This window comes from Streptomyces sp. NPDC057307 (assembly GCF_042667665.1).
Classification (GTDB): domain Bacteria; phylum Actinomycetota; class Actinomycetes; order Streptomycetales; family Streptomycetaceae; genus Streptomyces.
This window is the reverse complement of the sequence record NZ_JBHUZM010000038.1, coordinates 32,468-58,569: the sequence shown is the minus strand read 5'-3', so window position 1 is coordinate 58,569 and position 26,102 is coordinate 32,468. Positions and strand designations below refer to the sequence as shown.

Annotated in this window: 18 protein-coding genes and 1 pseudogene; 9 read left to right on the top strand and 10 right to left on the bottom strand. The window is 71.7% G+C overall.

The window, feature by feature from the left end:
- Positions 1–164: 164 nt before the first annotated feature.
- A complete protein-coding gene (locus ACFUN8_RS16560) occupies positions 165–2,648 on the bottom strand; it encodes a glycoside hydrolase family 3 protein (protein ID WP_383637168.1) in 2,484 nt (827 codons plus the stop codon).
- Between the two features lie 156 nt (positions 2,649–2,804).
- Between ACFUN8_RS16560 and ACFUN8_RS16555 the strand changes: the two genes are divergently transcribed.
- Positions 2,805–3,389: a TetR/AcrR family transcriptional regulator gene (locus ACFUN8_RS16555; protein WP_383637165.1), complete on the top strand. Its 585-nt coding sequence runs from the start codon at positions 2,805–2,807 to the stop codon at positions 3,387–3,389.
- Positions 3,390–3,487: 98 nt separating this feature from the next.
- Entirely contained in the window at positions 3,488–4,741 is a 1,254-nt protein-coding gene (locus ACFUN8_RS16550) for a pyroglutamyl peptidase (RefSeq protein ID WP_383637179.1), read from the top strand.
- 66 nt (positions 4,742–4,807) lie between these two features.
- Here ACFUN8_RS16550 and ACFUN8_RS16545 read toward each other — a convergent pair whose 3' ends face one another.
- Positions 4,808–5,662, bottom strand: a complete 855-nt coding sequence (locus ACFUN8_RS16545) for an EI24 domain-containing protein (protein ID WP_383637162.1) — start codon at positions 5,660–5,662, stop codon at positions 4,808–4,810.
- A 176-nt stretch (positions 5,663–5,838) separates the two neighbouring features.
- On the opposite strand from ACFUN8_RS16545, the gene ACFUN8_RS16540 reads away from it, so the two are divergent.
- A complete protein-coding gene (locus ACFUN8_RS16540) occupies positions 5,839–8,406 on the top strand; it encodes a M14 family zinc carboxypeptidase (RefSeq protein ID WP_383637159.1) in 2,568 nt (855 codons plus the stop codon).
- A gap of 145 nt (positions 8,407–8,551) precedes the next feature.
- On the opposite strand, the gene ACFUN8_RS16535 is transcribed toward ACFUN8_RS16540, so the two are convergent.
- Together ACFUN8_RS16535 and ACFUN8_RS16530 are read right to left on the bottom strand one after the other, a co-directional pair.
- The gene (locus ACFUN8_RS16535) at positions 8,552–8,980 is read right to left on the bottom strand and encodes an organic hydroperoxide resistance protein (RefSeq protein WP_383637156.1); all 429 of its coding nucleotides are present in this window, start codon (positions 8,978–8,980) and stop codon (positions 8,552–8,554) included.
- Positions 8,981–9,045: 65 nt separating this feature from the next.
- Positions 9,046–10,104 (bottom strand): NADP-dependent oxidoreductase, encoded by a 1,059-nt coding sequence (locus tag ACFUN8_RS16530; protein ID WP_383637153.1) that lies wholly within the window; start codon positions 10,102–10,104, stop codon positions 9,046–9,048.
- A 94-nt stretch (positions 10,105–10,198) separates the two neighbouring features.
- On the opposite strand from ACFUN8_RS16530, the gene ACFUN8_RS16525 reads away from it, so the two are divergent.
- Positions 10,199–10,633, top strand: coding sequence for a MarR family winged helix-turn-helix transcriptional regulator (locus tag ACFUN8_RS16525; protein WP_383637150.1), 435 nt, complete (start codon positions 10,199–10,201; stop codon positions 10,631–10,633).
- A 16-nt stretch (positions 10,634–10,649) separates the two neighbouring features.
- Here ACFUN8_RS16525 and ACFUN8_RS16520 read toward each other — a convergent pair whose 3' ends face one another.
- A complete protein-coding gene (locus ACFUN8_RS16520; RefSeq protein ID WP_383637147.1) occupies positions 10,650–11,396 on the bottom strand; it encodes a hypothetical protein in 747 nt (248 codons plus the stop codon).
- A gap of 121 nt (positions 11,397–11,517) precedes the next feature.
- Between ACFUN8_RS16520 and ACFUN8_RS16515 the strand changes: the two genes are divergently transcribed.
- The 3 genes from ACFUN8_RS16515 to ACFUN8_RS16505 all read left to right on the top strand — a co-directional run bounded on the left by ACFUN8_RS16515 (position 11,518) and on the right by ACFUN8_RS16505 (position 15,361).
- Positions 11,518–12,120 (top strand): hypothetical protein, encoded by a 603-nt coding sequence (locus tag ACFUN8_RS16515; protein ID WP_383637145.1) that lies wholly within the window; start codon positions 11,518–11,520, stop codon positions 12,118–12,120.
- Between the two features lie 196 nt (positions 12,121–12,316).
- Entirely contained in the window at positions 12,317–13,360 is a 1,044-nt protein-coding gene (locus tag ACFUN8_RS16510) for a rod shape-determining protein (protein WP_382568976.1), read from the top strand.
- A 531-nt stretch (positions 13,361–13,891) separates the two neighbouring features.
- A complete protein-coding gene (locus tag ACFUN8_RS16505) occupies positions 13,892–15,361 on the top strand; it encodes a GAF domain-containing protein (RefSeq protein WP_383637176.1) in 1,470 nt (489 codons plus the stop codon).
- A 106-nt stretch (positions 15,362–15,467) separates the two neighbouring features.
- Here ACFUN8_RS16505 and ACFUN8_RS16500 read toward each other — a convergent pair whose 3' ends face one another.
- Together ACFUN8_RS16500 and ACFUN8_RS16495 are read right to left on the bottom strand one after the other, a co-directional pair.
- Positions 15,468–17,657, bottom strand: coding sequence for a ThuA domain-containing protein (locus tag ACFUN8_RS16500; RefSeq protein WP_383637140.1), 2,190 nt, complete (start codon positions 17,655–17,657; stop codon positions 15,468–15,470).
- Positions 17,654–20,143: a PQQ-dependent sugar dehydrogenase gene (locus ACFUN8_RS16495; protein WP_383637137.1), complete on the bottom strand. Its 2,490-nt coding sequence runs from the start codon at positions 20,141–20,143 to the stop codon at positions 17,654–17,656. Before ACFUN8_RS16495 ends, ACFUN8_RS16500 begins: the two co-directional genes overlap by 4 nt.
- Positions 20,144–20,704: 561 nt before the next feature.
- On the opposite strand from ACFUN8_RS16495, the gene ACFUN8_RS16490 reads away from it, so the two are divergent.
- A complete protein-coding gene (locus tag ACFUN8_RS16490) occupies positions 20,705–21,190 on the top strand; it encodes an SDR family oxidoreductase (RefSeq protein ID WP_383637173.1) in 486 nt (161 codons plus the stop codon).
- A 310-nt stretch (positions 21,191–21,500) separates the two neighbouring features.
- Complete coding sequence (locus tag ACFUN8_RS16485) at positions 21,501–22,643, top strand: methyltransferase (RefSeq protein ID WP_383637134.1); 1,143 nt, start codon at positions 21,501–21,503, stop codon at positions 22,641–22,643.
- A 70-nt stretch (positions 22,644–22,713) separates the two neighbouring features.
- Here ACFUN8_RS16485 and ACFUN8_RS16480 read toward each other — a convergent pair.
- From ACFUN8_RS16480 to ACFUN8_RS16470, 3 genes and pseudogenes are all read right to left on the bottom strand, one after another.
- Positions 22,714–22,917: pseudogene (locus ACFUN8_RS16480) on the bottom strand (MFS transporter); the annotation flags it as partial.
- A 251-nt stretch (positions 22,918–23,168) separates the two neighbouring features.
- On the bottom strand, positions 23,169–24,008 hold the full coding sequence (locus tag ACFUN8_RS16475; RefSeq protein WP_383637131.1) for a hypothetical protein: 840 nt from the start codon (positions 24,006–24,008) through the stop codon (positions 23,169–23,171).
- Between the two features lie 50 nt (positions 24,009–24,058).
- Positions 24,059–26,098: an ABC transporter permease gene (locus ACFUN8_RS16470; protein WP_383637129.1), complete on the bottom strand. Its 2,040-nt coding sequence runs from the start codon at positions 26,096–26,098 to the stop codon at positions 24,059–24,061.
- Positions 26,099–26,102 lie beyond the last annotated feature (4 nt).

The window sequence follows — 26,102 nt, the reverse complement described above, 5'->3', positions numbered from 1 at the left end:
TAGGGCGGGGCCTGCGCCCGCCGCGGAGCGGCTGATGTCTCGTTGGTGCGGTGCATCGCAAGGCGGAGGATCGGCCTCGTACTGGGCGTACTTGGCCGATTCCGACAACGCGGCGAGGTGCCGTGCCAGGCGTCGCAGGCCAGGCGGGACTTTGAAGACAGGCCCTAGCGCTGGACCGGTGCGGTCAGTCTGCGGTCGGTGAGTGAGCGGGCCGCCTGGATCTCGTACGCGCCCGGAATCGGCGTCCAGGCGTTCTCCCGCTCGTCCCAGATCTCGAAGGCGCGGGCCCTGAGCGGGATCGTCACCTGGACGCTCTCGCCGGGGCCCGCCTCGACGGAGGCGAAGCCGGCCAGCCAGCGCGCCGGGCGCTCGGGGGCGTCGGGTGCGTCGCCGGGGGTGGGCGCGAGGTAGATCTGGACGGTCTCGCGGCCGGGCCGGGCGCCGGTGTTGCGCAGCGTCACGGTGGCCCGTTCGGTGGTGGCGTCGAGCGTCTCGTACTCCCAGTCGGTGTAGCCGAGGCCGTGGCCGAAGGGGTACGCGGGGGTCGTGCCGGCCCGCTCCCAGGCGCGGTAGCCGATGAACACGCCTTCGGTGTAGTGCAGTTGGCCGTCGGCCGGGGTGGTGTCGGTGACGGGGACGTCGGCGAGGGCGACCGGCCAGGTGGTGGTGAGCCGGCCGCCGGGCTCCTCGGCGCCGGTGAGGACGTCGGCGAGCGCGGCGCCGCCCTCCTGGCCCGGGAACCAGCTGAGCAGGACGGCTGCCACGTCGTCACGCCACGGCAGTTCGACCGGTGAGCCGGTGTTCACGACGACGACGGTGTTCGGGTTGACGGCCGCGACGGCCGCGACGAGCGCGTTCTGGTGGCCGGGCAGTTCCAGGCTCGTACGGTCGAAGCCCTCGGACTCGACGGCCGTGGTGGTCGCGACCACCACGACGGCGGTGTCCGCGGTCCTGGCGGCCTCGACGGCCTCGGCGATCAGGTCCTCGGGGTCACGCTGCGGGCCGAGGTGGAGCAGGGAGAAGGCGACCGCGTCCATCGGCGCTCCGGGCAGCCGGGGCACGGTGAGGCGCAGCGAGACGTCGACGCTCTCGCCTTCGAGGAGGGTGACCCGGGCGCGGGCCAGTCGCTCGCCGAAGAACGCGTTGAACGGGTCGGTGCTTGTCCCGAGACCTTCCTCGCCCTCCCAGATCTTCTCGCCGTCGACGGTGAGGACGAGGGGGCCGATGCCTCGGGTGCCGAAGGTGTGGTCGCCGCTCTCGCGCGGGGTGAAGGTGCCGGTGAACTCGACGCTGTGCAGTTCGTCGTAGACGACGCCGTCGGGCAGGTCGGCACCGACCCACTGGACCATGCCGGAGGGGATGTCGGTGGTGCCCAGCTCCCGGCCGTCGGCGGCGCGGCAGACGGCGCGCAGGGCGAATCCCTTGGCGGCGACGCCGAGTTGGTCGCTGGGGTCGGCGCCGACGCTGTAGCTGAGGGTTCCTTCGGGCAGGGCGGCGGTGAGGCCGTCGAGCGGCGAGACGGTGTGCGGCGGGAAGACGGTGGCCGAGCCGCCGCCGAGGATGCGGGCGTCGCGGGCGGCGGCGCCGCTGAGGGCGACGGTGCGGGTGCCGGCCGGGTCGAGGGGCAGGGCGGGACGCCCGTCGCGTACCTCGTTGCGTACGAGGACGAAGGAGCGGCGCGCGACCTCGCGGGCCAGTGCGTCGCCGTCGAGGGGTGCGGGGAGGGCGGACTCGGCGACGACGGCGGGCGCGTTGTCGAGGACGCCGACGCGGGCGGCGAGCCTCAGCACGTTGCGTACGGCGTCGTCGACGAGGGATTCCTCGACCTCGCCGGCCCGGACGGCGGCGGCGAGCGCCTGGCCGTACACGGTCTTGGGGCCGGGCATCGCGACGTCGAGGCCGCCGAGGATGGCGCCGGTGGTGGAGCGGGCGGCCAGCCAGTCGGAGACGATGTAGCCGTCGAATCCCCATTCGCCGCGCAGGACTTCGTTCTGGAGATGGCGGTGCTCGGTCATCGAGTGGCCGTTGACCTGGTTGTAGGCGGCCATGATGCCCCAGGGGTGGGCGTTCTTGACGATGGCCTCGAACGGGGCGAGGTACAGCTCGCGCAGCGGGCGCGGGGCGACGATGTTGTCGACGGTGAAGCGGTCGGTCTCGGCGTCGTTGGCGACGAAGTGTTTGACGGTCGTGCCGACGCCGCCGTCCTGCACGCCGAGGACATAGCCGGTGCCGATCTCGCCGGTGAGGTACGGGTCTTCGCTGTACGCCTCGAAGTGCCGGCCGCCCAGCGGGGACCGGTGCAGATTGACGGTCGGCGCGAGGAGGACGTGCACGCCCTTGCGGCGGGCCTCCTGGGCGAGCAACCGGCCTGCCCCGCGGGCCAGTTCGGGGTCCCAGGTGGCGGCGAGCGCGGTGGGCGACGGGAGCGCGACCGACGGGTCGTCGGCGGTCCAGCGGACGCCCCTGACACCGATCGGGCCGTCGGACATGACGAGGGAGGCCAGGCCGATCTCCGGGAGGGCGGGCAGCGACCAGTTGTCCTGCCCCGCCAGCAGCCGCGCCTTGTCGTCGAGATCCAGCTTGCCGAGCGCCGCCTCGACGGCCGCTTCGCGTGCTTGGTCGGCCCGGGTGTTGGGTGCGCCGGTCACGGCGGTACCTCCTCGTCAGTGTCCTGCTCCTGCGGACGGTTACATGGTGACCCGTAATTCTGTAGGCGGGTAGGCTTCGTTATCGGTTTGTTACTCGTGTACGGTCCGGACAACGGCCGGTGAGCGGACAGGTACGAGGCGAGAGGACCCGGTTGCATGGCGAGGCCCAGAGGCGCGGAGCGGCGGGCGGAGATTCTGCGCGCCACCATCGAGGTGATCGCCGAACGCGGCTACCGCGGCACGACGTTGGGCGCGGTGGCCGAGCGGGTGGGCCTCACCCAGCAGGGACTGCTCCACTACTTCCCCACGAAGGAGGCGCTGCTCCTCGCCGTCATGGACGAGCGCGACCAGTGGGACACCGGGGGCGGCAGCCGGGGCGCGGACGGCTGGCGGCTGGAGCTGCTGACGTCGATGGTCGACTACAACGCGATGCGGCCCGGCATCGTGCAGACCTTCTCGGCGCTGCTCGGCGAGAGTGTGACGGAGGGTCACCCGGCCGGGGAGTTCTTCACCCGCCGCTATGTGCAGGTACGGGGCAATATGGCGGGTGTGCTGCGCGACGAGTTCGGCGACCGGCTGCCGAGCGGGCTCACACCCGAGCAGACGGCGCCGCTCCTGGTGGCGGTGATGGACGGGCTCCAGTACCAGTGGCTGCTCGCACCGGAGTCGGTGGACATGCCGGAGGCGTTCCGGGCGTTCGTGACACTGCTGCGGGGTGGCGCGGAGGGGCCGGAGCGGTAGCGGGTGGCGGGCGCGGTAGCGGCCGGCGGGCACCGGAGGTGATACTTCCGCCACCCGACGGAAGGACTCCCGTGAGACTCGTGCGCACCACCGGCAACATGGGCCGGTTCGGACTCGTACTGCTCGCGTCGGCCGCCCTGGTCGCCGTGGCACCTCCCCCACAGGCCACGGCAGCCGCCCCCGCCCCGCCCGTCACCGTCGAGGAGAAACGCCTCGACGGTGATGTGCCCCGGCGGATACTCGGCGACAGCGGCTTCGGCTCCGTGGCTCCGGCGTTCGCGAGGTCGCTGCGCGGCGCGGGCTCGTACGCGCAGGCGGAGCGCGCGGCCGTACGGCATGGCGAACAGCTGTGGCAGCGGGCGGTGGACCGCGCGCAGGGACGGGGTCCGGCGGGCGGTGAGCTGAGCCGGGACGACGACCGGCCGCTGTACTGGGCGCGGCTGGCCATGACCCGTGAACTGCGCGCGTGGCACGCGGAGTCCGGGCTGTCCGAGGCGGCGGGCGTACGGCTGCTGGAGCGGCTGGAGAGCGCGTCGCGCGGCCAGGACTCGATGACGGACCGGGGCAAGGAACGGGACCGGGACCGGGCGAAGGGCGTCAAGCGGATCGTGGTCACCGGCTTCGACCCGTTCACGCTGGACCGGGACATCCGGATCAGCAACCCGTCCGGGGCGGTCGCGCTCGCGCTGGACGGCACGGTGATCCGTACGGCCGACGGACCGGCGCGCGTCGAGACCGCCGTGTTCCCGGTCCGCTGGGGGGACTTCGCGGACGGCACGGTCGAACGGGCCCTGCGCCGTGCGCTGCCCCGCGCCGACCTGTTCGTGACGGTCAGTCAGGGGCGGGTGGGGCGTATCGACGTGGAGCGGTACAACGGCGCCTGGCGCGGCGGCTTCGGTGACAACGAGAACGTGTCCGAGACCGGGCTTGTACCGGTGCGGGACCCGGCCACGCAGCCCCAGTGGACGAAGACGACGCTGCCCTACGCGGGCATCGTGGCGGCCGACACGGGGCGGTTCCCGGTGTACGACAACACGTCGGTCACCGAGATCCCGGCGGGCGCCACCGCCCCCGTCGTACGTCCGGACGGTCCGACGCCCGGCTCGGCGGCCCGCGCCGGTGGTGGCGGCGACTATCTGTCGAACGAGATCGCCTACCGGGCGACGCTGCTGCGCGACCGGCTGGGGCTCGACATCCCGGGCGGCCATGTCCACACGCCGGTGCTCCAGTTCGGGCCGGGCAACACCGACCCGGCGACCGGGACGGTGTCGGATCCGGTCTTCGTACAGAACAGGCTGGACATCACGGCGCAGCTGCGCACGATCGTGCGGGTGGCGGCGGAGGAGTCGTAGGCCGGGGGGGGCCGGAGCGGCGCACCGGGTCCGCCCCGGTGGGCCGCGACCGGCCGGCGACCGCGTTCACCAGTCGCGCGGGACCTCGGGTGCCGGAGCCGTACCGCCGGTCAGGGGCGAACCGGCCTGCCCCGGCGCCGTGTTGAGGCGCGGTGTCGCCGGATCGGCGGGGCCGGTACCGGCGCCCTCCCCCGTCAGGTCGCGGGCCATCAGCGTCGCCCCGGCCACCGCGCCCGGCATCAGGAACACCGCGACGAACGGCACCAGGAAGGCGAGTGTCAGCGGGACCCCGAAGCCCAGGGTGAGCAGCCGGCGGTGGCGCAACAGCGGGAGGCGCTGCTTCAGTTCGATACCGCGTCGCTGCATCGCGACCGCTGTGAGTTCTTCCGTGAGGAAGAAGCCGGACACGCAGAAGCCGAGCACGGGGACGACGGTCTGGCCGACGACGGGGACGAAGCCGAGGGCGAAGAGCAGGACGGCGTACAGCAGCACGCGTCCCAGGATCCGCAGGCTGTCGCGCGCGGAGATCCACAGTTCGCGCCAGAGCGGCAGACCCGACTCGGGTACGTCGCCGCCCTCCGACCGGTCCACGGCCTCGGACAGCGATTCGTAGAAGGGCTGCCCGACGAGCAGGGTCACGGCGGTGAAGGTGATCACGGCGACGAACAGCACGATCGCGAAGAGCAGCACGGTGAGGAAGCCGCGGAACAGTCCCTGCCACAGCGAGGACCAGTCGTCGGCGAAGGGTGTCGCCCAGGCCGTCAGGTCGTCGGCGCCGTAGAGCAGGCCGACGAGCGCCGCCGCGTACAGCACAAGGGTCACCAGTCCGGGCAGCAGCCCGAAGCCCAGCCATCTGCCGTGCGCGCCGACCCAGCGCTGGCCTTTCACCAAGTAGCCGAAGCCCACACCGAGATCACCCATACCGTCAGCCTATCGGGGTTGTTCCACGGCTGTTTCGGGGTGGTTCCCGGCCGGTTCCATGGTGCGGGTGGGACGGATGAGAGTCCGAGCACCCCTTGTTGTTGACACGTTCAACCGGTATGACCTGCCTATTGAACCGAACGATCGCCCCCCGCACGACCCGGAGGTACATCCGCATGGGGATGCCCAGACCCGTTCTGCTCGCCACCGCCACGGCCACCGCGGCCCTGATGCTCGCACCGCTGCCCGCGCTCGCCTCCCCCGGCGCCGACGGCGGCCGCTCGTCGCACCCGGTGCGGGACGGCGGCACCACGGACAGCCGCGTGGCCTCGTCCGCGCTGCCCTCGGCCGGTGCCGCCGCGCTCTCCTCGGTGGGCAAGACCTCCCTCGGTCTGCGCAAGGACGGCGGCTATCCGCGCCGGAACGTCCTCGACACGCTGCCCGAGAACCCGGCCGACAAGGCCATCAAGCTGGGCCTGGCGCCGTACCACGCGCTCGCTCCGCGTCTCAACGCCCTTCAGGAGCTGGGCAATCGGGTCAGTGTCGAGGTCACGGGCCGGTCGGCCGGCGGGCACGACCTGTATCTGGTGACGGTCACGGCCCCGGAGAGCGCGAAGGAGGCCGCCGAGCAGGAGCGGATGCGCGAGCGCATCGAGAACTCCCCCGCGTCGGCCGCCAAGGACAAGCGCATCAAGGAGAATTACAAGACTCCCGTCTTCATCAACAACAACATCCACGGCAATGAGTGGGAGGGCACCGACGCGGCCCTGAAGCTCATCGAGGAGCTGGCGAAGGCCAAGGACAGCCGGACGAAGAAACTGCTGGCCACGAGCCGGATCCATCTCAACGTCACGGCCAACCCGGACGGCCGGATAGCCGGAACCCGCGCCAACGGCAACGGCATCGACCTCAACCGCGACTTCATCACCGCCTCGCAGCCGGAGGCGCGCGCGATCCGGCAGATAGCCGTCGACAAGCAGCCGGCGGTCATGCTCGATCTGCACGGGTACGTCAACGGCACGCTCATCGAGCCGACGACGCCGCCGCACGGCGAGAACTACGAGTACGACCTGTTCCTCAAGAACTCCTACGCCAACGCCCTCGGTATGGAGGAGGCGGTCAACGACCTCGGCTACACGTCCGAGAAGGACGGCGTCGAGCCGCCCGTCATCCCCTTCCGGGACCAGGAGGAGGGCTGGGACGACTGGCCGCCGATCTTCACCCCGCAGTACATGGCGTTCCAGGGCGCGGTCGCCTCGCACACCATCGAGATCCCGATGCGGGTCAACAACAACGACTACAACACCCTGCCCGTCGAGGAGTTGCGCCGCAGGTCCGCGATCAACACGGATGTCGCGGGCGCCGCGATGCGCTCCACGCTCGACTTCGCGCTGGACCACCGCAAGACGCTGATCGCCGACCAGATCGAGACGTTCAGGCGCGGTGTGGCGGGCGAGAAGCAGCGGGTCATCTCCGAGGAGACGGTGCCCGGTGTGCCCGGCATCGGTCCGGAGGACATCTACACGACCGACTTCCCGCGCGCGTACGTGATCCCGGCCGGCGACGGCCAGCGGTCGGCCTCGGCCGCCGCCCGGCTCGTCGACCACCTCATAGCCAACGACGTGAAGGTCGAGCAGGCCCGTAAGAGCTTCAAGGTGGCCGGCCGCAACTACCCGGCCGGTTCGTACGTGGTCGACATGGAGCAGGCCAAGCGCGGTATCGCCAACGTCATCCTGGACGAGGGCCGGGACATCAGCGCCGACGTGTCGTCGATGTACGACATCTCGGGCTGGAGCCTCGGGCTGCTGTGGGGCGCGAACGTCACCAAGGTCCAGCGGGGCGGGCTGGACTTCTCCGGGCGCGAGGTGAACGCGGCCGCGCCCGTCGGCTCGGTGGCCCGTAACGGGGACCTGAAGCTGCGGCTGGACGACCCGAAGGAGTTCGCCGCCGTCAACTCCCTGCTCGCGCAAGGTGTGCAGGTGCGCAGGACCGCGGACGGCGCGGCGATCGTGCCGTCGTCGGCCCGTAGGAAGGCCGAGATCCTGGCCGACCGGTACGGCGTCGTCTTCACCGCCACCAAGGACAAGGGCGTCGCGGCGCTGCGCCGTACGACGGTCGCCGCGGCGGTCAACTCGGGCGAGCTGTTCGCGCTGCGCGAGATGGGCTTCGAGGTGCTGCCGGTGTCGACTGCGACGGCCAACGCGGGCTTCGACTGGTCGAAGGCCGACGCGCTGTACGTGTCGACGGGGCTGAGCCACAAGGCGCTCGACGAGACCGCCCGCGCCGCGCTCGGTGAGTTCCTCGCCGGGGGCGCCCCGGTGGTGGCGCTGGGCTCCGGCGGTGCGACGTTCAACTCCGAGGCCGCGCTGCTGACGGCCACACCGGTGCGGGGCAACGGGAACGCCAACGGCGTGGTGCGGGTGCTCAACACGCCCGGCCCGATCACCGGCGGCACGCAGCCGCACTCGTTCGTCTACTCGCCGATCTGGTACACCGCGCTCGGCAAGGGCGTGCGTACGGAGCAGTCGTACGGCGGCGGCAACCCGCTCGTCTCGGGCCACTGGCGCGCGAATGAGGACGGCACGGGCGGTCCGCAGGCCGCGGCGGGACAGGCGGCGATCGTGAGCGGTACGTCGGCGGCCGGGGCGCCGGTCACGCTGTTCGGCACCGAGCCGCTGTTCCGTGACCACCCGAAGGGCTCGTTCGCCCAGGTGGGCAGGGCGTTGCTGAACCGGCTTCCGTAGGAGGCGCGCACGAAGGGCCGCACCCCGCTCGTGGGGGTGCGGCCCTTCGCGTGGCTATGGAGCGGCCGTGCCGTCAGTCGTGCGATCGGCCGGACGTGCGGTGTTGCGGTCTTGCGGTGTTGCGGTCTTGCGGTCGGACGGTCCGTCAGGCGACGGACAGCTCGACCTTGATGTTGCCGCGTGTGGCGTTGGAGTACGGGCACACCTGGTGCGCCTTCTCCAGCAGGTCCTTCGCGGTGGCCGCGTCCACGTTCGGGATGGACGCCTCCAGTTCGACCTCAAGTCCGAAACCGCCGGCCTCGGTCTTGCCGATGCTGACCTTGGCGGTCACGGTCGAGCCGGAGATGTCCGCCTTCTCCTTGCGAGCCACGACGCCGAGCGCACCCTGGAAGCAGGCGCTGTAACCGGCGGCGAAGAGCTGCTCCGGGTTCGTACCGGCGCCGCTGCCACCCATCGACTTGGGCGGGTTGACGACGACGTCGAGCTGGCCGTCGTCCGAGGAGACGCGGCCGTCACGGCCGTTCTCCGCGGTGGCGACGGCGGTGTAGAGGGAGTCGATCTTCTGGATGGTCATTCGGGGTTCCTTCTTCTTTGTACGTCGCGGTTCGCGCCCACGGACCACGACGGCCTGGCACGAGCCTAACGGCTGAGGGTCGGTCGCTGTGGTTCGGCCGACGTTTGGCGGAGGGTGACGATCATCTTTCCGGTGTTCTCGCCCCGGAGCAGCCCGACGAAGGCGTCGTAGCCCTTCTCGATACCTTCGACGGACGTCTCCTGGTACTTGAGTTCGCCGGAGGCGAGCCAGCCGGAGACGTCCTCGACGAACCGCGGCATGAGGTCGCGGTGATCGTTGACGAGCATGCCCTGGAGGCGCAGCCGCTTGCCGATGACCAGCGCGAGGTTGTGCGGGGCGGGGGTCGACTCGGTGCTGTTGTACTGCGAGATCATGCCGCAGATGGTGGCGCGGCCGTGCAGGTTGAACGAGGAGAGCGCGGCTTCGAGGTGCTCGCCCCCGACGTTGTCGAAGTAGACGTCGATGCCGTCGGGCGCGGCTTGCCTGAGCTGCTCCTTGACCGAGCCGCCGCTCTTGTAGTTGAAGGCGGCGTCGAAGCCGTACTCCTCTGTAAGAAGCTTGACCTTCTCGTCGGATCCCGCCGACCCGATGACCCGCGACGCGCCCTTGATACGGGCCAGTTGACCCACCTGGTTGCCAACGGCGCCGGCGGCGCCGGAGACGAACACGGCGTCGCCCTCCTTGAAGGAGGCGGTCTCGAAGAGCCCCGCGTAGGCGGTGAGGCCCGTCATACCGAGGACGCCGAGGTAGGCGCTGAGCGGCGCGAGCGAGGCGTCGACCTTCGTGGCGTACTTGGCCGGCACCTCCGCGTACTCCCGCCAGCCGAGTCCGTGCAGCACATGGTCGCCGACCGCGAAGCCTTCGGCGTTCGAGGCGACGACCTCACCGACGGCGGCGCCGTCCATGGGGTGGTCGAGCTTGTACGGCGGGGTGTACGACTTCACGTCGTTCATCCGGCCGCGCATGTACGGGTCGACCGAGAAGTGCTTGTTGCGGACGAGGACCCGGCCCTCGCCCGGCTCGGCCACGGGGGCCTCGCGCAGGGCGAAGTCCTCGGGCTTCGGCCAGCCGTGCGGGCGGGCTACAAGATGCCATTCGCGGCCGGACGCGGGAAGAACGGTCATGGGTGCGGTGCCTCCTCGACTAAAGCTTCACTACCTGAAACAACCATGCTCCTCGATATTTCATGTTGTCAAGTAAACGGGTACGCTGCTTCGTATGGCTGAGCACACGGACCCCTTGACCCTCGAAGTCGTCGAACTCATCGGCACGGTCGTGGCGCGCTACTACGAGGAGTACGACCACGCCGCGGCGGAGCACTCCCTGACCGGCGCGCAGGCACGGGTACTGGGGCTGCTCTCCATTCAGCCGCTGCCCATGCGCCGGATCGCACAGAAGCTGAAATGCGAGCCGTCGAACGTCACGGGGATCGTGGACCGGCTGGAGTCACGCGGCCTGGTGGAGCGGCGCCCCGACCCCTCCGACCGGCGGGTGAAGCTCGCGGCGCCCACGGAGAAGGGGCGGAGCACGGCGCGGCAGCTGCGGGACGGACTGAACTTCGCGCGGGAACCGCTGGCGGACCTCTCGGTGGCCGAGCGGACGGTGCTGCGGGATCTGCTGAAGCGGATGCTGGGGCCCGACGCAGGGCAGTGACCGCCCCGCCCTGCCCTCAGAAGCAGAAGATCAACAGGACGCAGCCGTCGTCATCCTCCGCCGGGGGTTCCGTGGAGGTGGAGGGCTGCGGCGGCGGGGGCTGATTCGACTGGCCGGGGGTGCTCGGGTCGCCCGAGGGACCGGTGGAGCCCGTGGGGCCGGGCGAGCCGCTCGGGTCCGGCCCGTCGCCCGGGTCCGCCGCGTCCGTCGGTGCCGGGGACTCCTCGCCGTCGGACGACCCTGATCCCGTACCGGACGCCGAGGGGTCGGGCGAGCCGTCCCCACCGGGGCCGGGCGAGCCGGTGGATTCGGAGGGCGTGCCGGTCACGGGGACCGGGGCCTTGGGTTTCGTCGGGCCGGTCGGCGGCGGTCCGCCGTCGATCTCTATGGCCCGGTCCTCCTGTACGGAGGTGGCGTCGCCGTCGTCGCCGGACGACTCCAGCGCCAGCTCGGCCAGGCTCAGCGCGCCGACCGCCAGGACGAGACCCATCACGGTGAGCAGGACGGCGCGGCCCTTGCGCCGGTGGACACCGCGCTCGGCGCGCATCTCACGGCGCTCACGACGGGACACCTTGCGCTTGCGGGAACCACGCTGCCGGCGCGGGCTCCCGGCGGGCTCCTCACTGTGTTCGCGCGTGGCAAGGACCACCTCCGCCTCGTGCGGGACGGGGTCGTGGAGCCGTAGCTCCTCGGCGGGCGTACCGCACCCGGCGCAAGCCAGGGCGCCGTTGAGGTGCCGCCGACAGTGATGGCAGTAGTCCATGGCGCCCTGAAGATAATCCGACTAACCCTGGAGCGGGCACCTGTGGTGTGAAGATCCTGTGCGGAATCGGTCCTTCCACCAATCCGCCGCCCGACCTGCCCCGAAGGTGCACGATGTCGCTATGAATGCCACGACATCGGCCGGAGCCGGTGGAACCTCCCACCGTTTCGGACCACGCGACTTCCAACTCGTACTGCTGCGCCGAATGGCCGACCACCAGGGTGAGTTGGTCGAGGACGCCCGGCGTGAACTGGGCGCGTCGCTCGCCGAGATGCGGGAGGCCAACCGGCGCTGGCAGGCGATGGTCCGCTCCCCGCGTGCCCGGGGCACGCTGTCGCGCTACCGCTCGGTGCTGGGCGCGCCGGAGGCGACGTTCCCCCGGCAGGTCGGCGATCTGGCGTGCGAGGTGCTGCTGTGGCCCGTTCCGCTCTGGCCCACGCTCCGCTTCGAGGTGACGGCGGCACCGGGCGGCGGCGTGTGGAACGAGTGGCTGGTACGGGCGCCGGGCGAACCGGGTCCCGAGCTGCGTACGGCGGACGATCTGCGCCCCTGGTCCTGCACGGTCGACGAGGTCGCCCGCGCGTTCGCCCCCGCCAGACCGCTGGAGGGTACGGCGCCGAGCCGCTGGGGTCTCGCGTTCGACACGCCGGGGACGGGGCCGTGCGTCGCGGAGTTCACCTGGGGCCTGCTGCAGCGTTGGGCGCCGGCGCGGGGCGGGGCGTAGGCGGGGCGTAGGCGGGGCGGGCTCCGGCGGCGCGTTCCTGGCGGCGCGTCAGGGTCCGTTCCCTGGCGTGGCGTCAGCTCCGTACCCCCGACCGGCGCATCCCAGCGCGCGCACCGCCCCTCGGGCGCCCACGATGCGAAGAGGACCGGCGGCCCGCCGGTGATCCACCTCAGCGCTCCCGGGAGAAGAACCCGCCGTGACCGTCAGCCTTGAGCAGTTGCGCCGTTGCCATGTCGCCGTCGACCTCGGGGCCGCCAGGACCCGGGTCTTTGTGAAGGGATCCGGGCTCGTCGTGGACGAGCCGAGCGTCGCCGCAGTGAACACCCGGACCGGAGCGCTCATCGCCGTCGGCGCGCTCGCCGAGCAGATGACGGGCCGTACGCCGGACTACATCCGCGTCGCCCGCCCCGTGACCGGCGGCACCGTCGTGGACATCGAGATGGCCCAGCGGATGCTCCGCCATCTCCTCGGCGAGAAGCTCCGCCGCCAGCTGCGCAGAAAGCCGCGGCTGCGCGCGGCGGCCTGTACGCCCCACGACAGCGACCCGCTCGCCCAGCGCGCGGCCGTCGAGACCCTGGTCGGTCTCGGCGCCCGCCGGGTCGAGCTGGTCGACACGCTCATCGCCGCCGCGGTCGGCTGCGGGCTGCCCGTGGAGAAGCCGACCGCCACCATGATCATGGTGTGCGGCGCGGCGACCACGCAGGTCGCGGTGTTGTCGCTCGGTTCGATCGTGACGGCCCAGCGGATCCCGGTCGGCGGCAACGCCATCGACCACGCGGTCATCCAGCATCTGCGCCACCAGCACGAGTTGATGCTGCCGAGCCAGTCCGTCCGGCCGCTCCAGCTGGCGCTGCGCGGCAACGGCATCACGCCGGACGGCCCCACCTCGACGGAGATCCACGGCCGTGACGTGGCGACGGGGCTGGCCCGGTCGGTCTTCGTGGACACCGCCGCCGTACGGCAGGCCATCCACACGCCGCTCACCGCGGTGCTCGACGGCATCGGCAAGGTTCTGCGCGACTGCCCGCCGGACCTGGTGGCCGACCTCGCCGACACCGGCATCATGATGGTCGGCGGCAGCGCGCTGCTGCCGGGCCTGGACCAGATGCTGCGCGACGCGACGGGCATGCCGGTGCACATCGCCGAGCGGCCCGACGTGTGCGCGATCCTCGGGCTCGGGGCGATGCTGGACGGCAAGATCCAGCCGCTGGTACTCAACCCGCTGGCGCACGCCGAGTGACGTGACGACGGGCGGGGAGGACGGAGCCGACGGGCGCCGGGAGGACCGGGCTGCCGGCGACCGGGGGTCCGCCCGGGCCCCGGACGGCCGGGAGGCCCCCGACGGACCGGATGAGCGCGTTGGCCTCCCCGACGGCACGGGTGGGTGCACCGGCATCCCCGACGGCACGGGCGACATGGACGACGGCCGGGGCGGGCCGGGAGACCGGGCCCCCGCGGACCGGCGGGGCGAGCGTCCCGGCGATCGGGACGGCGCATGTCGGCGGGAGGGGGTGACGGGGTGACGGAGGATTCGGGCCACCGGGAGCACCGCCCGGACGGGTCGGACTTCCCGGACGAGCGAGACCCTTCCGCCCCTGCCGCGCAGGACGGCTCGCACGATCGCCCGGACGGTCGGGAGGTCCCCGACAGCGGGGGCGATCGGGACGACCGCCCGTACGACCCGGACCGGGCAGGTTCCCCGCGCGCCGAAGACCCCACGAGCAGCCGCCCCGGAAGCGGTGGCCCCCGTGCCGCCGCCCCCCGGCTGCCCATGCTGCTCGACGCCGTCCTCAACGTCGGGACCGAGGTCGAGTTGGCGTCGACCCTTCAGCACGTCGTCGACAGCGCCGCCGATCTCACCGGCGCGCGTTACGGCGCGCTCGCGCTCGCCGGGCCCGCGCACGGCCGGGGGCGAAGCCGTATCGCCGAGTTGTTCTCCGTCGGGCTCAGCGAGGACGAGCGCCGGCGGATCACCCGGCTGCCCACCGGGCACACCGGACTCCTCGGGCACCCCGGCAGCACCCTCAGCCTCGGCGTCCCCGTCCGTGTCAACAACGACGTGCTCGGTCATCTCTGTCTGGCCCGCAAGCGGCACGGCCCCTTCACCGAGGAGGACCTGGCCCTGCTGCGTGTGCTCGCCTCGCAGGCCGGGATCGCGATCGGCAACGCGCGCCTGTACGGGACCGCCCGTCAGCGCGCGCGGTGGATCGAGGGCGCCGCCGCCGTCACGACCGCGCTGCTCACCGGCGAGACCGCGGCGGACGCGCTGACGACGCTCGCGAAGTCGGCGCGGATCCTGGCGGGAGCCGCCGCCGGGGTGGTGCTCCAGCCCACCGACGAGGGCGGCATGGAGATCGTCGCCGCCTCCGCCCTGGACGACCCCGGCGACTTCGTCGGTACGAGCATCGCCCCCGGCTCCCCCGTACTCATCCAGCTCCTCGGCGGCGAACCCGTCTACATCGACGACTCGGCGACCGACCCCCGGATGACCACCCACGTACGGACCCGGTTCGGGCCCAGCATGATGCTGCCGCTCCAGAGCGGCGGCCGGCTGATCGGCACGCTCGCCCTGCCGCGCAAGCGGGGCGGCCGCCCGTACACCTCCGTGGACCGGCTGCTGGCCACGCAGTTCGCCTCCCAGGCGGCGCTCGCGCTGGTGCTGGCCGACGCGCAGCACAACCGCGAGCGGCTGGCGGTCTTCGAGGACCGCGACCGGATCGCCCGTGACCTGCACGATCTGGTCGTGCAGCGGCTGTTCGCCACCGAGATGATGCTGGAGTCGACCCGGCGGCGTACCGGTGAGGGGGAGCTGGCCGATCTGCTCGGCCACGCCGTGGACGAGTTGGACTCCACCATCCAGGAGGTGCGGACCACGATCTTCGCCCTCCAGCAGCCGCCCGCCGACGCGCCGGCGAGCCTGCGCGGCAAGGTGCTGCGTGAGACGGCGGGCGCGGCGGCCCTCCTCGGGTTCCAGCCGTCCGTGCACTTCACGGGGGCGGTCGACACTCTCGTAGGGGATTCGCTGCACGCCGGGCTGCTGGCCGCGCTGCGCGGCGCGCTGGCCGCCGCCCACCGGCGGACGGGGGTGACGTCGATCGAGGTGGAGGTCGACGCGACGGTGCGCCTGCCGGGCGGCCGGGACGGGGTGCGGCTGGTGGTCACGGACGACGGGGACGGCGACGGGGACGGCAGCAGCGACGGCCCCGAATCGGCGCCCGTCGTCTGGGAGGCCGAGCGATGACCCGGCCCGCCGAACAACAGAAGGCCCGGTACGGCAGGTTCGCCGTACCGGGCCCGCTGCTTCATCGCCCGGACCGGGGGTGTCTGGCACCCGGCACGGGCCGCTCTCACCGCAGCTTGGCCGCTCGCGCCGCCTCGAACTGGTTCACCCAGTACTGCGTGCGGTCAAGATACGCCGTCTCGGCGTCGGCCCCGGTCTTCCCGTACGCGCCCGAGAAGGTCTGGTAGCCGTGACCGGCCGGCGGGTTGCTCGACGCGGGTTCGATCGAGCTTCCCTCGTGCCATTCGTTGAAGGACGTGACGGAGACCCAGGTGGGTGATCCGCCGATGGCCGGGTCCAGCGCGTTGTTCCACTGCTTGTCGTACGCGGCGCCGTTGTCCCTGCCCAGGGTGGGCGTGGTGTTGCCGGGTACGGCGCGGTCGTCGATGTAGCCGGGGGCCACCGAGGGCGCCCAGACCAGATCGTTCGCCGCCGCGTAGTCCCCGGCGTTCTTCCAGCCGGGAGCGGTGGCGCCGGCGATACCGTCGTACGTGTAGATGCCGTTGAAGTGCGCGATCTTCGACGTGTCGGTGGTCTGGGCCAGGACGATGTTGTTGTCGGTCACCTGGTCCAGGGCCGACCAGTCGGGCACGTCGAGGCTCTGGAAGACGTAGAACGCGTTGCTGTTGTTGCGCTCCGCGTCGCGGAAGTACGCCGGGTGGTCGCCGTAGTTCTCGTTGATGTAGTTGATGTCGTCCACCGTGGACGCACCGCTGCGACCGCTGTACGGCTCCAGGTGCCAGGCGACCTTGATGCCGTGGCGCTGGGCCGCGTCCATCACACCGTCGACCAGGCCGTCCTCGTAACTGCCCTGGCCCCACCAGCTGTAGACCAGGACATTGGCACCCGACTGCTTGATCCACTTCATGTGCTCTTCGACGGCGCCGGTGAAGTCACCGGAGTCGTACGCCCCGAGCTTGGGGTAGAGGTCGGCGCCGACGTCCTCGGGCGGGTTCTGGCCGCCCTGCTGCCAGTGCCGCCAGCTGCCGTTGACCTCGGGGCTGCCGTACCAGGGGTAGTAGAAGAGGTGCACGTTCTCCGAGGTGGCGGCCTTGGGCTCCTCGGCCGCGCCGGAGAGGGTGAAGCTGTCGATGTCGAACAGCGCGCCCGCTCCCCCGGTGAAGCGCAGGAACAGCGCGCCCGTCCCGGTGGCGGTCAGCGTGGTGGAGACCTCGGTGAAGGTCTCCCAGCCGCCCGTCGGAGCGACGTCGACCGAGCCGAGCAGGGTGCCGGTGGCGGAGCCGCTTCGGATCTCGACGGTGCCGCCCGCTCCCGCCGACGAGACGTCGGCGGTGAACTTCGTGGCACCGGCGGTGTCGACCTGCGAGTACCCGGCCCAGTCACCGTTCTCGATGTGACCGAGGGTCTGGCCGCCGCTGGCCGGGCCGTGGTTCGCGCGCTCCACGCCCGAGCCGGAGGTGTACGACTCCCCCTCCACGGCCGTCGGCTGCGGACCCGGGTCCTCGCCGCCGTCCGCCGAGCAGTCGGCCTCGACCGCGCCGGCCGCGTACTGGATCCCGCCCAGCAGCACCTGACGGAAGTCGGGATCGGCGTACGACTCCTGGGTGTGGCCGAGCCCGGTGTAGAAGGACCGGCCCGCGGCCTGCTCGTCGCACCAGGTGATCGGGTGGTCGCCGCCCATCTCCCCACCGCTGTAGGTGGATTCGTCCAGGCTCTGGAGCACATGGACGCTACCGCGCGGATTGGTGCGGTAGTTGTACCACTCGTCGGTCCGGGACCAGGTCGGGTCGAGGTGCGAGGTGGCCGGGTTCGTGCGGTCCTCGTTCTTGACCGTCGCCTGCTGGATCGCCGGGTGGCTCTTGAACCAGGCGCCGACCAGGCCCTCGTACGCCGGCCACTCGTACTCGGTGTCGGCCGCCGCGTGGACGCCGACATAGCCGCCGCCCCCGTCGACGTACGACTTCAGCGCCGTCTGCTGCGCGTCGTTGAGCACGTCACCGGTCGTGCTGAGGAAGACCACCGCCTCGTAGTTCGCGAGGTTGGCCGTGGTGAAGGCACCGCTGTCCTCGGTCGCCGTGACCGTGAACTCGTTGTCCGCGCCCAGCGCTTGGATCGTCTGGATGCCGACCGGGATCGAATCGTGCCTGAATCCGGCCGTCTTGGAGAAGACGAGCACCTCGTACGGATCGGCCGCGGCCTCCGCCGAAGCTCCGGTGGGTGCCAGGAACGCGGCCCCGAGCGCGACGGCCAGCACACAGGACAAGTGCCGCATACGCCGGGCTATTTGACCTCTCATCGCTCAACTCCCTTGGCCGCCTTGGCCGCCGCACCGGTGGAGAAGGTGAAGGCGTCCAGGTCGAAGAGGTTGCCCTGGCCCGTCGCGCCCTTGAAGACGAGGAACAACTCGGTTGTCCCGGCAGGGGCGTTGGAGATGTTCCCCGTGACGTCCACGAAGTTCTCCCAGCCGCCGGTCGGGGCGACGGTCAATGTGCTGAGCAGCGTGCCGGTCGCGGAGCCCGCCCGTACTTCGAGCGTGCCGCCGACGCCGCCGGACGCGACGCGCGCCGAGACGCTGGTCGCGTTGTCCACCGCGTACGGCTTGAAGGAGACCCAGTCGCCGTTGTCGGTGAAGCCGACCGTGGCCCCGCCCTCGGCGTTGCCGTGGGCCGCGACCTCGATGCCGGACTGGGCGCCGAAGTGCTCGCCCTGCCGGTGCCGGGGCTGGAGGATGCTGTCGCTGTGGGTGGTCAGACCGCCCGCGTCGGTGTACTCGGCGTCGAAGACCCCGTAGATGTTGGCCGCGGTGTCGTGCTCACCGTCGACGGGGACGTCGATGGTGCCGGAGCAGCCGTTCTTCGAGGTGATCTGGTGCCGGTGCTCGTCGTGGCCCAGCAGATACGTCACCTTGACCTTGGTGCAGTCGACGGTGCCGTCCTCGGGGTCACTGGCCGTCACGGTGAACGGGACGCTGTCGCCCCAGGAGAACAGCTCGCCGTCGGTGGGCGTGTTCAGGGTGACGGTGGGCGCGCTGTTGCCGGCGGTCACGACGAGGCTGGCGGAGCCGGTCAGGCCCTCCGGGTCGGTGACGGTGAGGGTCGGCTGGAACGTGCCGGCCTCGGTGTAGGTGTGGCTCGGGTTGGCGTCGGTGGACTTCGTACCGTCACCGAAGTCCCAGGCGTAGCTGAGCGCTCCGCCCTCGGGGTCGGCGCTTCCGGCGGACGAGAAGGAGACCGCGAGCGGCGTCGGTCCCGATGTCTTGTCGGCGACGGCCTTGGCGACCGGGCTGCGGTTGCTGCCGGCCAGGTACTCGACGCGGTACAGCGCCTGGTTGTTGGAGCCGGTGCCGTAGTCGAGGACGTACAGGGCGCCGTCCGGGCCGAACGCCTGGTCCATGACCTGGGTGCCGGTCCACGGGAAGTTCTCGATGACGCCGGGGGAACCGTCGGCCTTGACCTCGATGGCCTTGATCCACTTACGGCCGTACTCACCGGCGAAGAAGCGGCCGTCGAGGGACTCGGGGAACTTCACGGCGGAGTCGAGACCCGCGTCGTAGTTGTAGACGGGACCGCCCATGGGCGACTCGGAGCCGCTGCCGAACTCGGGCGGGGAGCCCGCGTCACCGGAGTAGCGGATCCAGGCGGCCTTGGCCGGCGGGAGCTTGCTCTGGCCGGTGTTGTGGAGGGAGTTGTTGGTGGGGCCGCCCGCGCAGTCGTACTTGCCCGCGGAGGGTCCGTCCGGGAACGCCCACTCGCCGTACGTCTCGGTGGCGGTGTTGATGCCGGTGCAGTACGGCCAGCCGAAGTTGCCGGCCTCGGTGATGCGGTTGAACTCGACCTGGCCGCTGGGGCCGCGGTCGGCGCTGGTGCCACCGGCGTCGGGGCCGTAGTCACCGAGGTAGACGATGCCGGTCGACTTGTCGACGGACATCCGGAACGGGTTGCGGAAGCCCATCGCGTAGATCTCGGGGCGCGTCTGGGCCGTGCCCGCGGCGAAGAGGTTGCCGGACGGGACGGTGTAGCCGCCGTCGGCCGTGGGCTTGATACGGAGCACCTTGCCGCGCAGGTCGTTGGTGTTGCCCGAGGAGCGCTGGGCGTCGAACTGCGGGTTGCGGTTGGTGCGTTCGTCGATCGGCGAGTAGCCGGCGGACTCGAACGGGTTCGTGTCGTCGCCCGTCGTCAGATAGAGGTTGCCCTGCGCGTCGAAGTCGATGTCACCGCCGACGTGGCAGCACTGGCCACGGTCGTTGGGGACTTCGAGCACGACCTTCTCGCTCGCGGCGTCGAGGGTGCCGTCGGCCTTGAGCGTGAAGCGGGAGAGGTTCAAGTGCCCCTTCCACGGCTCGAAGTCGGCCGCGCTGCCGGTCACCGGGGCGTCGCCGCCGGGGGTGTTGAGCTTGGGCGAGTAGTAGAGGTACAGATACCGGTTGGTCGCGAAGTTCGGGTCTGCCGCGACTCCCTGGAGACCTTCCTCGTCGTGCGTGTAGACATCGAGCTTGCCCGACGTCTTGGTGTTGCCCGCGGCGTCCGTGAGGCGGACTGTTCCGTCCCTCGCGGTGTGCACGACCGAGCGGTCGGGCAGGACGGCCAGCGACATGGCCTCGCCCAGTTCGGAACCACCGAGGGCGAGTTGCACCTGCTGGTAGTCCGCCGCCGGGATCTCGGCGGCCTCGTGCTCCGGGTGACCGGGGTGGGCCACGGCCGCGGGGGCGGCGGTGAGACCGGCCGAGAGTACGAGGGCGAGCGCCGCGAAAATTCTGGACCACGCTGGTGGGCGTCGTGACATGAAATTTCCTTCCTGACCAGAGGTGGGGTGTGTCAGGCAAGGCGCGCGCCGTCGCGCTTTGCTGCCGGGCGGTTTGGTGCGGGGGGTTCGTGGTGCTGGGGGGTTCGGGGGGTGGTGCGGGGGCCGTTCAGGGGTGGTGCGGGGTCGTTCGTGGGTGGTGCGGGAGATGACACGGGGGTACGCGGGGGGATGCCGTGCGTTCGCCCGGGAGCCATGTCCACAGTCCGAGCGAGTTGCATGCTGGCAACGCCGAATTAATTTGTCAAGGTCGTGTCAAAATTGACTCCGGCCATCCCTGCGGCCTCCCGCGTACGCGCGCGGAGCCGAACTTGCCCCGCGTAGACCGGCCTTGGCCTGCCGCGTTCCAAGGACGATCTTGTGGCGCACGGCTCCGGCAACTGCCCACGTTTCGGACAGTGTTGTGTGACTGAACAAATTCGCCGGGGTTACGGGAAACGCCCCCGTAACGCGCCGTGCGCCGCTCGGCGAGGAGCCGGCTCCCGCCCCTCCTGTGCCGTCGCGAACCCGGCGCCGACGCCGTGGACGAACAACGCGAGCGCGATCAGCCACGACGCGCTGTCGACCGCTCTGGTGACCGGTGGCAGCCGAGGCATCGGCCGGGCCGTCGCCCGCCGGCTCGGCGCCGAAGGGGCGCTCGTCGCCCTCACCTACAGCAGCGACGAGAGCGCCGCCAAGGAGACCGTGAACTCCATCGAGACCGAGGGCGGGCGCGCCTTCGCCTTCCGGGCCGAACTCGGCGTCCCCGGCGACGCCGACGCGCTCTGGGCCGAGTACGACCGGCTGCGTGACGGCGGACGCGTCATCAACGTCAACGCCGTCTCGCCCGGGACCGTCGAGACCGACATCCACCCCTGGCCGGCCGACCCGGCCGCCAGGGCGCACGCCGCCGCGTTCTCCGTCTTCGACGTCTTCGACCGCGTCGGGCAGCCGGCCGACATCGCGGACGTCGTCGCCTTCCTCGCGGGCCCCGACTCGCGGTGGGTGACCGGCCAGAACATCGACGTCAGCGGCGGCTCCGGCCTCTGACGCACGGCTGAGACGGGGGCGAGGCGGGGCGGCCACGCCCCAGGCAGCCGGCACCGGACGAGCCGCGTTTGCCGGGCGGGGAGAGACTGTGCGACTCTCCGATGTCATCTCTCCGAAAGGGCTGATCGTGACTCTCGGCATGGTTCTCGGCGATATCTCCTCTCGCGCTTCGACGCGGGAGCGGTAGACCGGCCCCACCACCTGCCCTCTCATTCGCGCCTGTGCCGTAGCACGCGGTACCGGCCGTTTCTCACGCTCCTCGTCGAAGTGCTCTTCGTGCCCCCGCACGTTCGATCACGAGGAGTCTGTGATGCCCACGATCAGCTGGACCGAAGGCCACCGGACCGACCGGTCCGACCGCACCGACCGCACCGCCGACTGGCACTCCGAGAGCGAGTCGCCGACGCCGGAGCGAGTCGTCGTCGCCGACGACCGGATGACGGCCGACACCGCCTATCGACTGGCCCGCAAGGGCACCGCCCTGCTCTGGCGGGGCGACTTCCACAACGCGCGGCAACTGCTGACCGCGATGAGCCGCCGCGTCGAACGCGAACCCGCCCGGCCCGGCGGCGCCACCACCCCGGCCGAGTCGTTCCGTACGCACCGCCGCGCCCGTGGCCACCGGGCGCGCGTGCTCGGCAAGTTGCTCGTCACACTGGAGGCCGACCACTCCCTCGCACTGCGCAGAGCGCCCGATGTCCGCCAAGCCTGCGCGGAGGCGTACGGTCCGCCGTCCGGCGTCCGCGTGGTCGCGCTCAGCGAACTGCTCGGCGTCATCGGCGCGCGGCAGTGGCGCGACAAGGGCGTGGAGGTGCCGGCCCTCGGCTCGCGCGTGCATCCCCATTACGGTGTGTTCTCCCCTGTCAGAGGGGAGTACGTCGACCTCGTCGCGCGGGCGCCCCTCGATGTTCGTCCCCGCACGGCCTTCGACCTCGGCACGGGCACCGGCGTCCTCGCCGCCGTCCTGGCCGGGCGCGGACTCGACCGCGTCGTGGCCACCGACATCAGCCCGCGCGCCCTCGTCTGCGCCGACGACAACGTCCGCGCGCTGGGCCTCGCCGAGAAGATCGAGATCGTGGGCCCGTGCCTGTACCCGGAGGGCCGCGCCGATCTGGTCGTCTGCAACCCGCCGTGGATCCCCGCGCGGCCGACCTCCCCGGTCGAGATGGGCGTCTACGACCCGGACGGCAGCATGCTGCAAGGCTTCCTGGACGGGCTCACGAGCCATCTCGAACCGGGCGGTGAGGGCTGGCTCGTCCTGTCCGACCTGGCCGAACACCTCGGTCTGCGGACGCGGGACGAACTGCTGTCGCGCATCGGGGCGGCCGGCCTGCGCGTGGTGGACCGCTCCGACACGAAGCCGCGCCACCCGCGGGCGTCGGACACCACGGACCCCCTGCACGCGGCGCGCGCCGCGGAGGTCACATCGCTCTGGCGCCTCCGCGTCGCGTAACGGTCCGACCGGCCAGACGTCGGACGGGCCGGCTGGTGTCGGGCTCGGCCCGGTGATCGGCGGTGTGCTGCGAGGCGGCGACGAATCCGGCGGAGCCGAACATGAGGAGCCTGCGGCGGCCGACGCGGTCGCCCAGCGTGCCCATGATCACGAGGGCGCCCGCGGTGAGGAACCCACAGATGTCGGTGATCCACAGGAGTTGGCCGCTGCTCGGTGCCAGATCGGCGGAGAGGAACGGTGTGGCGAGCCACAGCACGCCGAGGTCCGCCGTCATCAGCGTCACGGGCAGCAGAAGAAGGGCAAGCCCGAGCCGCTGCCGGGACCCGGCCCGGCCGGGGGGCGTGTTCTTCGTCGTGGTCGTCGTGGGGGGGGCGTCGTACCGGTCGTCGCCGTTTGCGAAGCGGTGGAAACCATGGGTGGACTGTGCGACGCGGCGTCTCGGATCCGGTTCGGACGGCGTTACGGTCCGGTTCGGATGCCGGGTCCGGTCAGCGGGGTCCGGGGCCCGGCTCCCGGCCCCCGCGATCAGCTCAGCAGCGCGCGCAGCGAGACCGCCGTACGCGTGATGAACGCGTCGCGGGTCGTCTCGTCCAGCAGTTCCAGCGACAGGAACGGGTTGAGGTCCTCCAACTCCACGAGCAGCAGCTCCCCGTCCGGCGCGCGGCACGCGTCCACACGCTGGATGCCGTGGTCGAGGGTGTTCCAGTCGATGAACTTCCGCGCGAAGTCGAGATCGACGGCCCTGGCTTCGTACGGTACGAGCTGCCACCGCCGGTCCGGGTCGGGGGCGTGGAGCGCGTACTGGAAGTCGTGGTCGACGAAGTAGAAGGAGACCTCGTACGAGAAGGGGATACGCGGCTGTACGAGCAGGTCCCGGAGGTTCGGCAGGTCCGCGAGATCGCCGAGCCGGTCGCGCGGCACGAACCGCATGCCTATGGAGTCCGCCCCGTCCTTCGGCTTCACGACGTACTCGTCGGCGTCCGGCAGCCGCCCCAGGTCCTCGGCCCGGTCGGCGGTCGGGATGACCGGCAGCCCGGCGGCGCTCAGCTCGACCAGATACTGCTTGCCCGCCATGTCGCCACGCCCGGTCAGCGGGTTGTAGACGCGCACACCGTCGGCCAGCGCCCGGTCCCGGAAGACCTCGTACTGCTCCCGGTAGTGGATCACGGGCCCGCTGTTGCGTACGACGACACCGTCGAAATCGCCCATGAGGCGGGCGGCGTCGGCCGGATGGCACGTGGCGACGGTGAAGTCCCGCCGCAGCCGGGAGGAGAACAGGATGTCCTCGTCGCAGTAGCGGCGGCCCTTGGCCTCGTAGGCGAGGTCGGTGACATAGAGGACGCGGGGAGGTACGGCGGCGGACATCGTGCTCCTGAGAGTGACGGGTATGTCCGCAGGCTACGCCGGGTGCGGAGTCACCCGGCGACCACGGTCGCCTCCGTCGCCTTCACGCTCGTCCAGACCGGCACCCCGTCGGCCAGTCCGAGTTCGACGGCGGCCTGCGGGGTGATCTCGGCCACGAGGTCCGGGGCCTGCTCCGAGGTGATCAGCACCCGCAGCCGGCTGCCGCTGGAGGTGATCTCGCGTACGGTGCCGGGCCAGACGTTACGGGGGCTGCCGCTCGGCCGGTCGCGGTGCACGGACACGGCCTCCGGCGCGATGATCGCCAGCGCGCGTGTGCCCGGGGGCAGCGGATCGGCGACGACCAGCAGGCCGCCGTCGGTGGGCGCGAGGCCGTCGGCGGTCGCGGTGCCGGGCCAGGCGTTCCGGCCGAGCATCCGGGCCACCCACGGTGAGCGGGGGTGGCGGGTGACATCGGCGGGCGGCGCGTCCTGGACGACGCGGCCCTCGTCCAGGACGAGTACCCGGTCGGCCAACGACACGGCCTCCACCGGATCGTGAGTGACCATCAGACAGACTCCGCCGAAGCCTTCGAGGTGGCTGCGCAGGGTGTGCCGTACCCGTGCGCGGGTCGTCTGGTCGAGCGCGGCCAGCGGTTCGTCGAGCAGCAGCAGCCGAGGACTGGTCGCCAACGCCCTTGCCAGTGCGACCCGTTGGGCCTGGCCGCCGGAGACCTGGGCGGGCTTGCGGTGCGCGAGGTGGCCCACCCCGAGGCGGTCGAGCCACAGTTGGGCGGTCCGGCGCGCCTCGGCGCGGGTGGCGCCGTGGGCGCGGAGCCCGTACGCCGTGTTGCTCAGGGCGCTCAAGTGCGGGAACAGCGCGCCGTCCTGGGGCACCCAGGCGACACCCCGGCGGTGCGGTGGGAGCCCGGTGACATCGAGCGCGCCGAGGCGCAGCTCGGCGTGGGCGCGTGGGGTCAGACCGAGGAGGGCGCGCAGGAGGGTGGTCTTGCCGGCGCCGTTGGGGCCGACGACGGCGATGGTGGTGCCGGGTTCGGCGTCGAGCGTGAGGCGGGTGAAGCCGGTGACGTCGGCGTGCAGCGCCCAGCGTTCCTCGACGGTCGTCGGCCCACCTCGCTTGCCGAGCGCCAGGGGCGCCAGGGGTGCCAGGGACGCCGTGGGAGCCGTGGGAGCCGTGGGGGCCGCGTCCGCGCCGGCCGTCGGGTCGTCGTCCGGTGAAGTCGTCTGCTTCCGCCGCCTGTTGGCGGCGTCGGCGGTGTCCCGCGGTGTGCCCGTCCAGCGTCCGCGCAGCGCGATCAGCACGGCCATGGCGATGGCGAGCAGCAGCAGCGACACGGAGGTGGCGGCCTCGGGCGAGCTCTGGAGCAGCAGATACACCTGGAGCGGGAGCGTCTGGGTGGTGCCGGGCAGATTGCCCGCGAAGGTGATGGTCGCGCCGAACTCACCGAGTGCCCGCGCCCAGGTCAGCGCGGCCCCGGCGAGCAGGCCGGGGGCGACCATCGGCAGGGTGACGGTGGCGAACACCCGTACCGGTGAGGCGCCGAGGGACGCGGCGGTCTCCTCGTAGGTGGGGCGCAGTCCGCCCAGCGCGCCTTCGAGGCTGATGACGAGGAACGGCATCGCGACGAATGTCGCCGCCACGACCGCGCCCGAGGTGTGGAACGGCAGGGTGATGCCGAACGTGTCCTCCAGCCAGGGCCCGAGCAGCCCGCGCCGCCCGAACGCGAGGAGCAGGGCGACGCCGCCGACGGTGGGCGGCAGCACCATCGGCAGCAGGACCAGGGACCGTACGAACGCCTTGCCGGGGAAGTCCACCCGTGCCAGCAGCCAGGCCAGCGGCACCCCGAGGATCAGGGAGAGCGCGAGGGCCCAGAAGGAGACGAGGAGCGAGAGTTCCAGCGCCTCGACGACTCCGGGGCTGGTCAGATGCGTACCGGCCTCGCCCCAGGAGGTGCGGGCGAGGATCCCGACGAGCGGCAGCAGCAGGAACGCGACGGCGAGCAGCGCGGGGACGGCGAGCGCGACGGGAGTACGGGCACGGGTGCGCGTACGGGTACGGCCCGGGGCCCGGCGGATCAGGCTGAGACGGCTCATCGGG

What these genes read in the sequence shown, in the direction of transcription:
- ACFUN8_RS16535 (WP_383637156.1), bottom strand. Translation starts at nt 8,980, where the DNA reads ATGACCATCCAGAAGATCGACTCCCTCTACACCGCCGTCGCCACCGCG.
- ACFUN8_RS16545 (WP_383637162.1), bottom strand. Translation starts at nt 5,662, where the DNA reads ATGGGTGATCTCGGTGTGGGCTTCGGCTACTTGGTGAAAGGCCAGCGC.
- ACFUN8_RS16520 (WP_383637147.1), bottom strand. Translation starts at nt 11,396, where the DNA reads ATGGACTACTGCCATCACTGTCGGCGGCACCTCAACGGCGCCCTGGCT.
- ACFUN8_RS16525 (WP_383637150.1), top strand. Translation starts at nt 10,199, where the DNA reads ATGGCTGAGCACACGGACCCCTTGACCCTCGAAGTCGTCGAACTCATC.
- ACFUN8_RS16550 (WP_383637179.1), top strand. Translation starts at nt 3,488, where the DNA reads ATGGGCCGGTTCGGACTCGTACTGCTCGCGTCGGCCGCCCTGGTCGCC.
- ACFUN8_RS16500 (WP_383637140.1), bottom strand. Translation starts at nt 17,657, where the DNA reads ATGAGAGGTCAAATAGCCCGGCGTATGCGGCACTTGTCCTGTGTGCTG.
- ACFUN8_RS16515 (WP_383637145.1), top strand. Translation starts at nt 11,518, where the DNA reads ATGAATGCCACGACATCGGCCGGAGCCGGTGGAACCTCCCACCGTTTC.
- ACFUN8_RS16505 (WP_383637176.1), top strand. Translation starts at nt 13,892, where the DNA reads ATGCTGCTCGACGCCGTCCTCAACGTCGGGACCGAGGTCGAGTTGGCG.
- ACFUN8_RS16470 (WP_383637129.1), bottom strand. Translation starts at nt 26,098, where the DNA reads ATGAGCCGTCTCAGCCTGATCCGCCGGGCCCCGGGCCGTACCCGTACG.
- ACFUN8_RS16475 (WP_383637131.1), bottom strand. Translation starts at nt 24,008, where the DNA reads ATGTCCGCCGCCGTACCTCCCCGCGTCCTCTATGTCACCGACCTCGCC.
- ACFUN8_RS16555 (WP_383637165.1), top strand. Translation starts at nt 2,805, where the DNA reads ATGGCGAGGCCCAGAGGCGCGGAGCGGCGGGCGGAGATTCTGCGCGCC.
- ACFUN8_RS16485 (WP_383637134.1), top strand. Translation starts at nt 21,501, where the DNA reads ATGCCCACGATCAGCTGGACCGAAGGCCACCGGACCGACCGGTCCGAC.
- ACFUN8_RS16540 (WP_383637159.1), top strand. Translation starts at nt 5,839, where the DNA reads ATGGGGATGCCCAGACCCGTTCTGCTCGCCACCGCCACGGCCACCGCG.
- ACFUN8_RS16495 (WP_383637137.1), bottom strand. Translation starts at nt 20,143, where the DNA reads ATGTCACGACGCCCACCAGCGTGGTCCAGAATTTTCGCGGCGCTCGCC.
- ACFUN8_RS16530 (WP_383637153.1), bottom strand. Translation starts at nt 10,104, where the DNA reads ATGACCGTTCTTCCCGCGTCCGGCCGCGAATGGCATCTTGTAGCCCGC.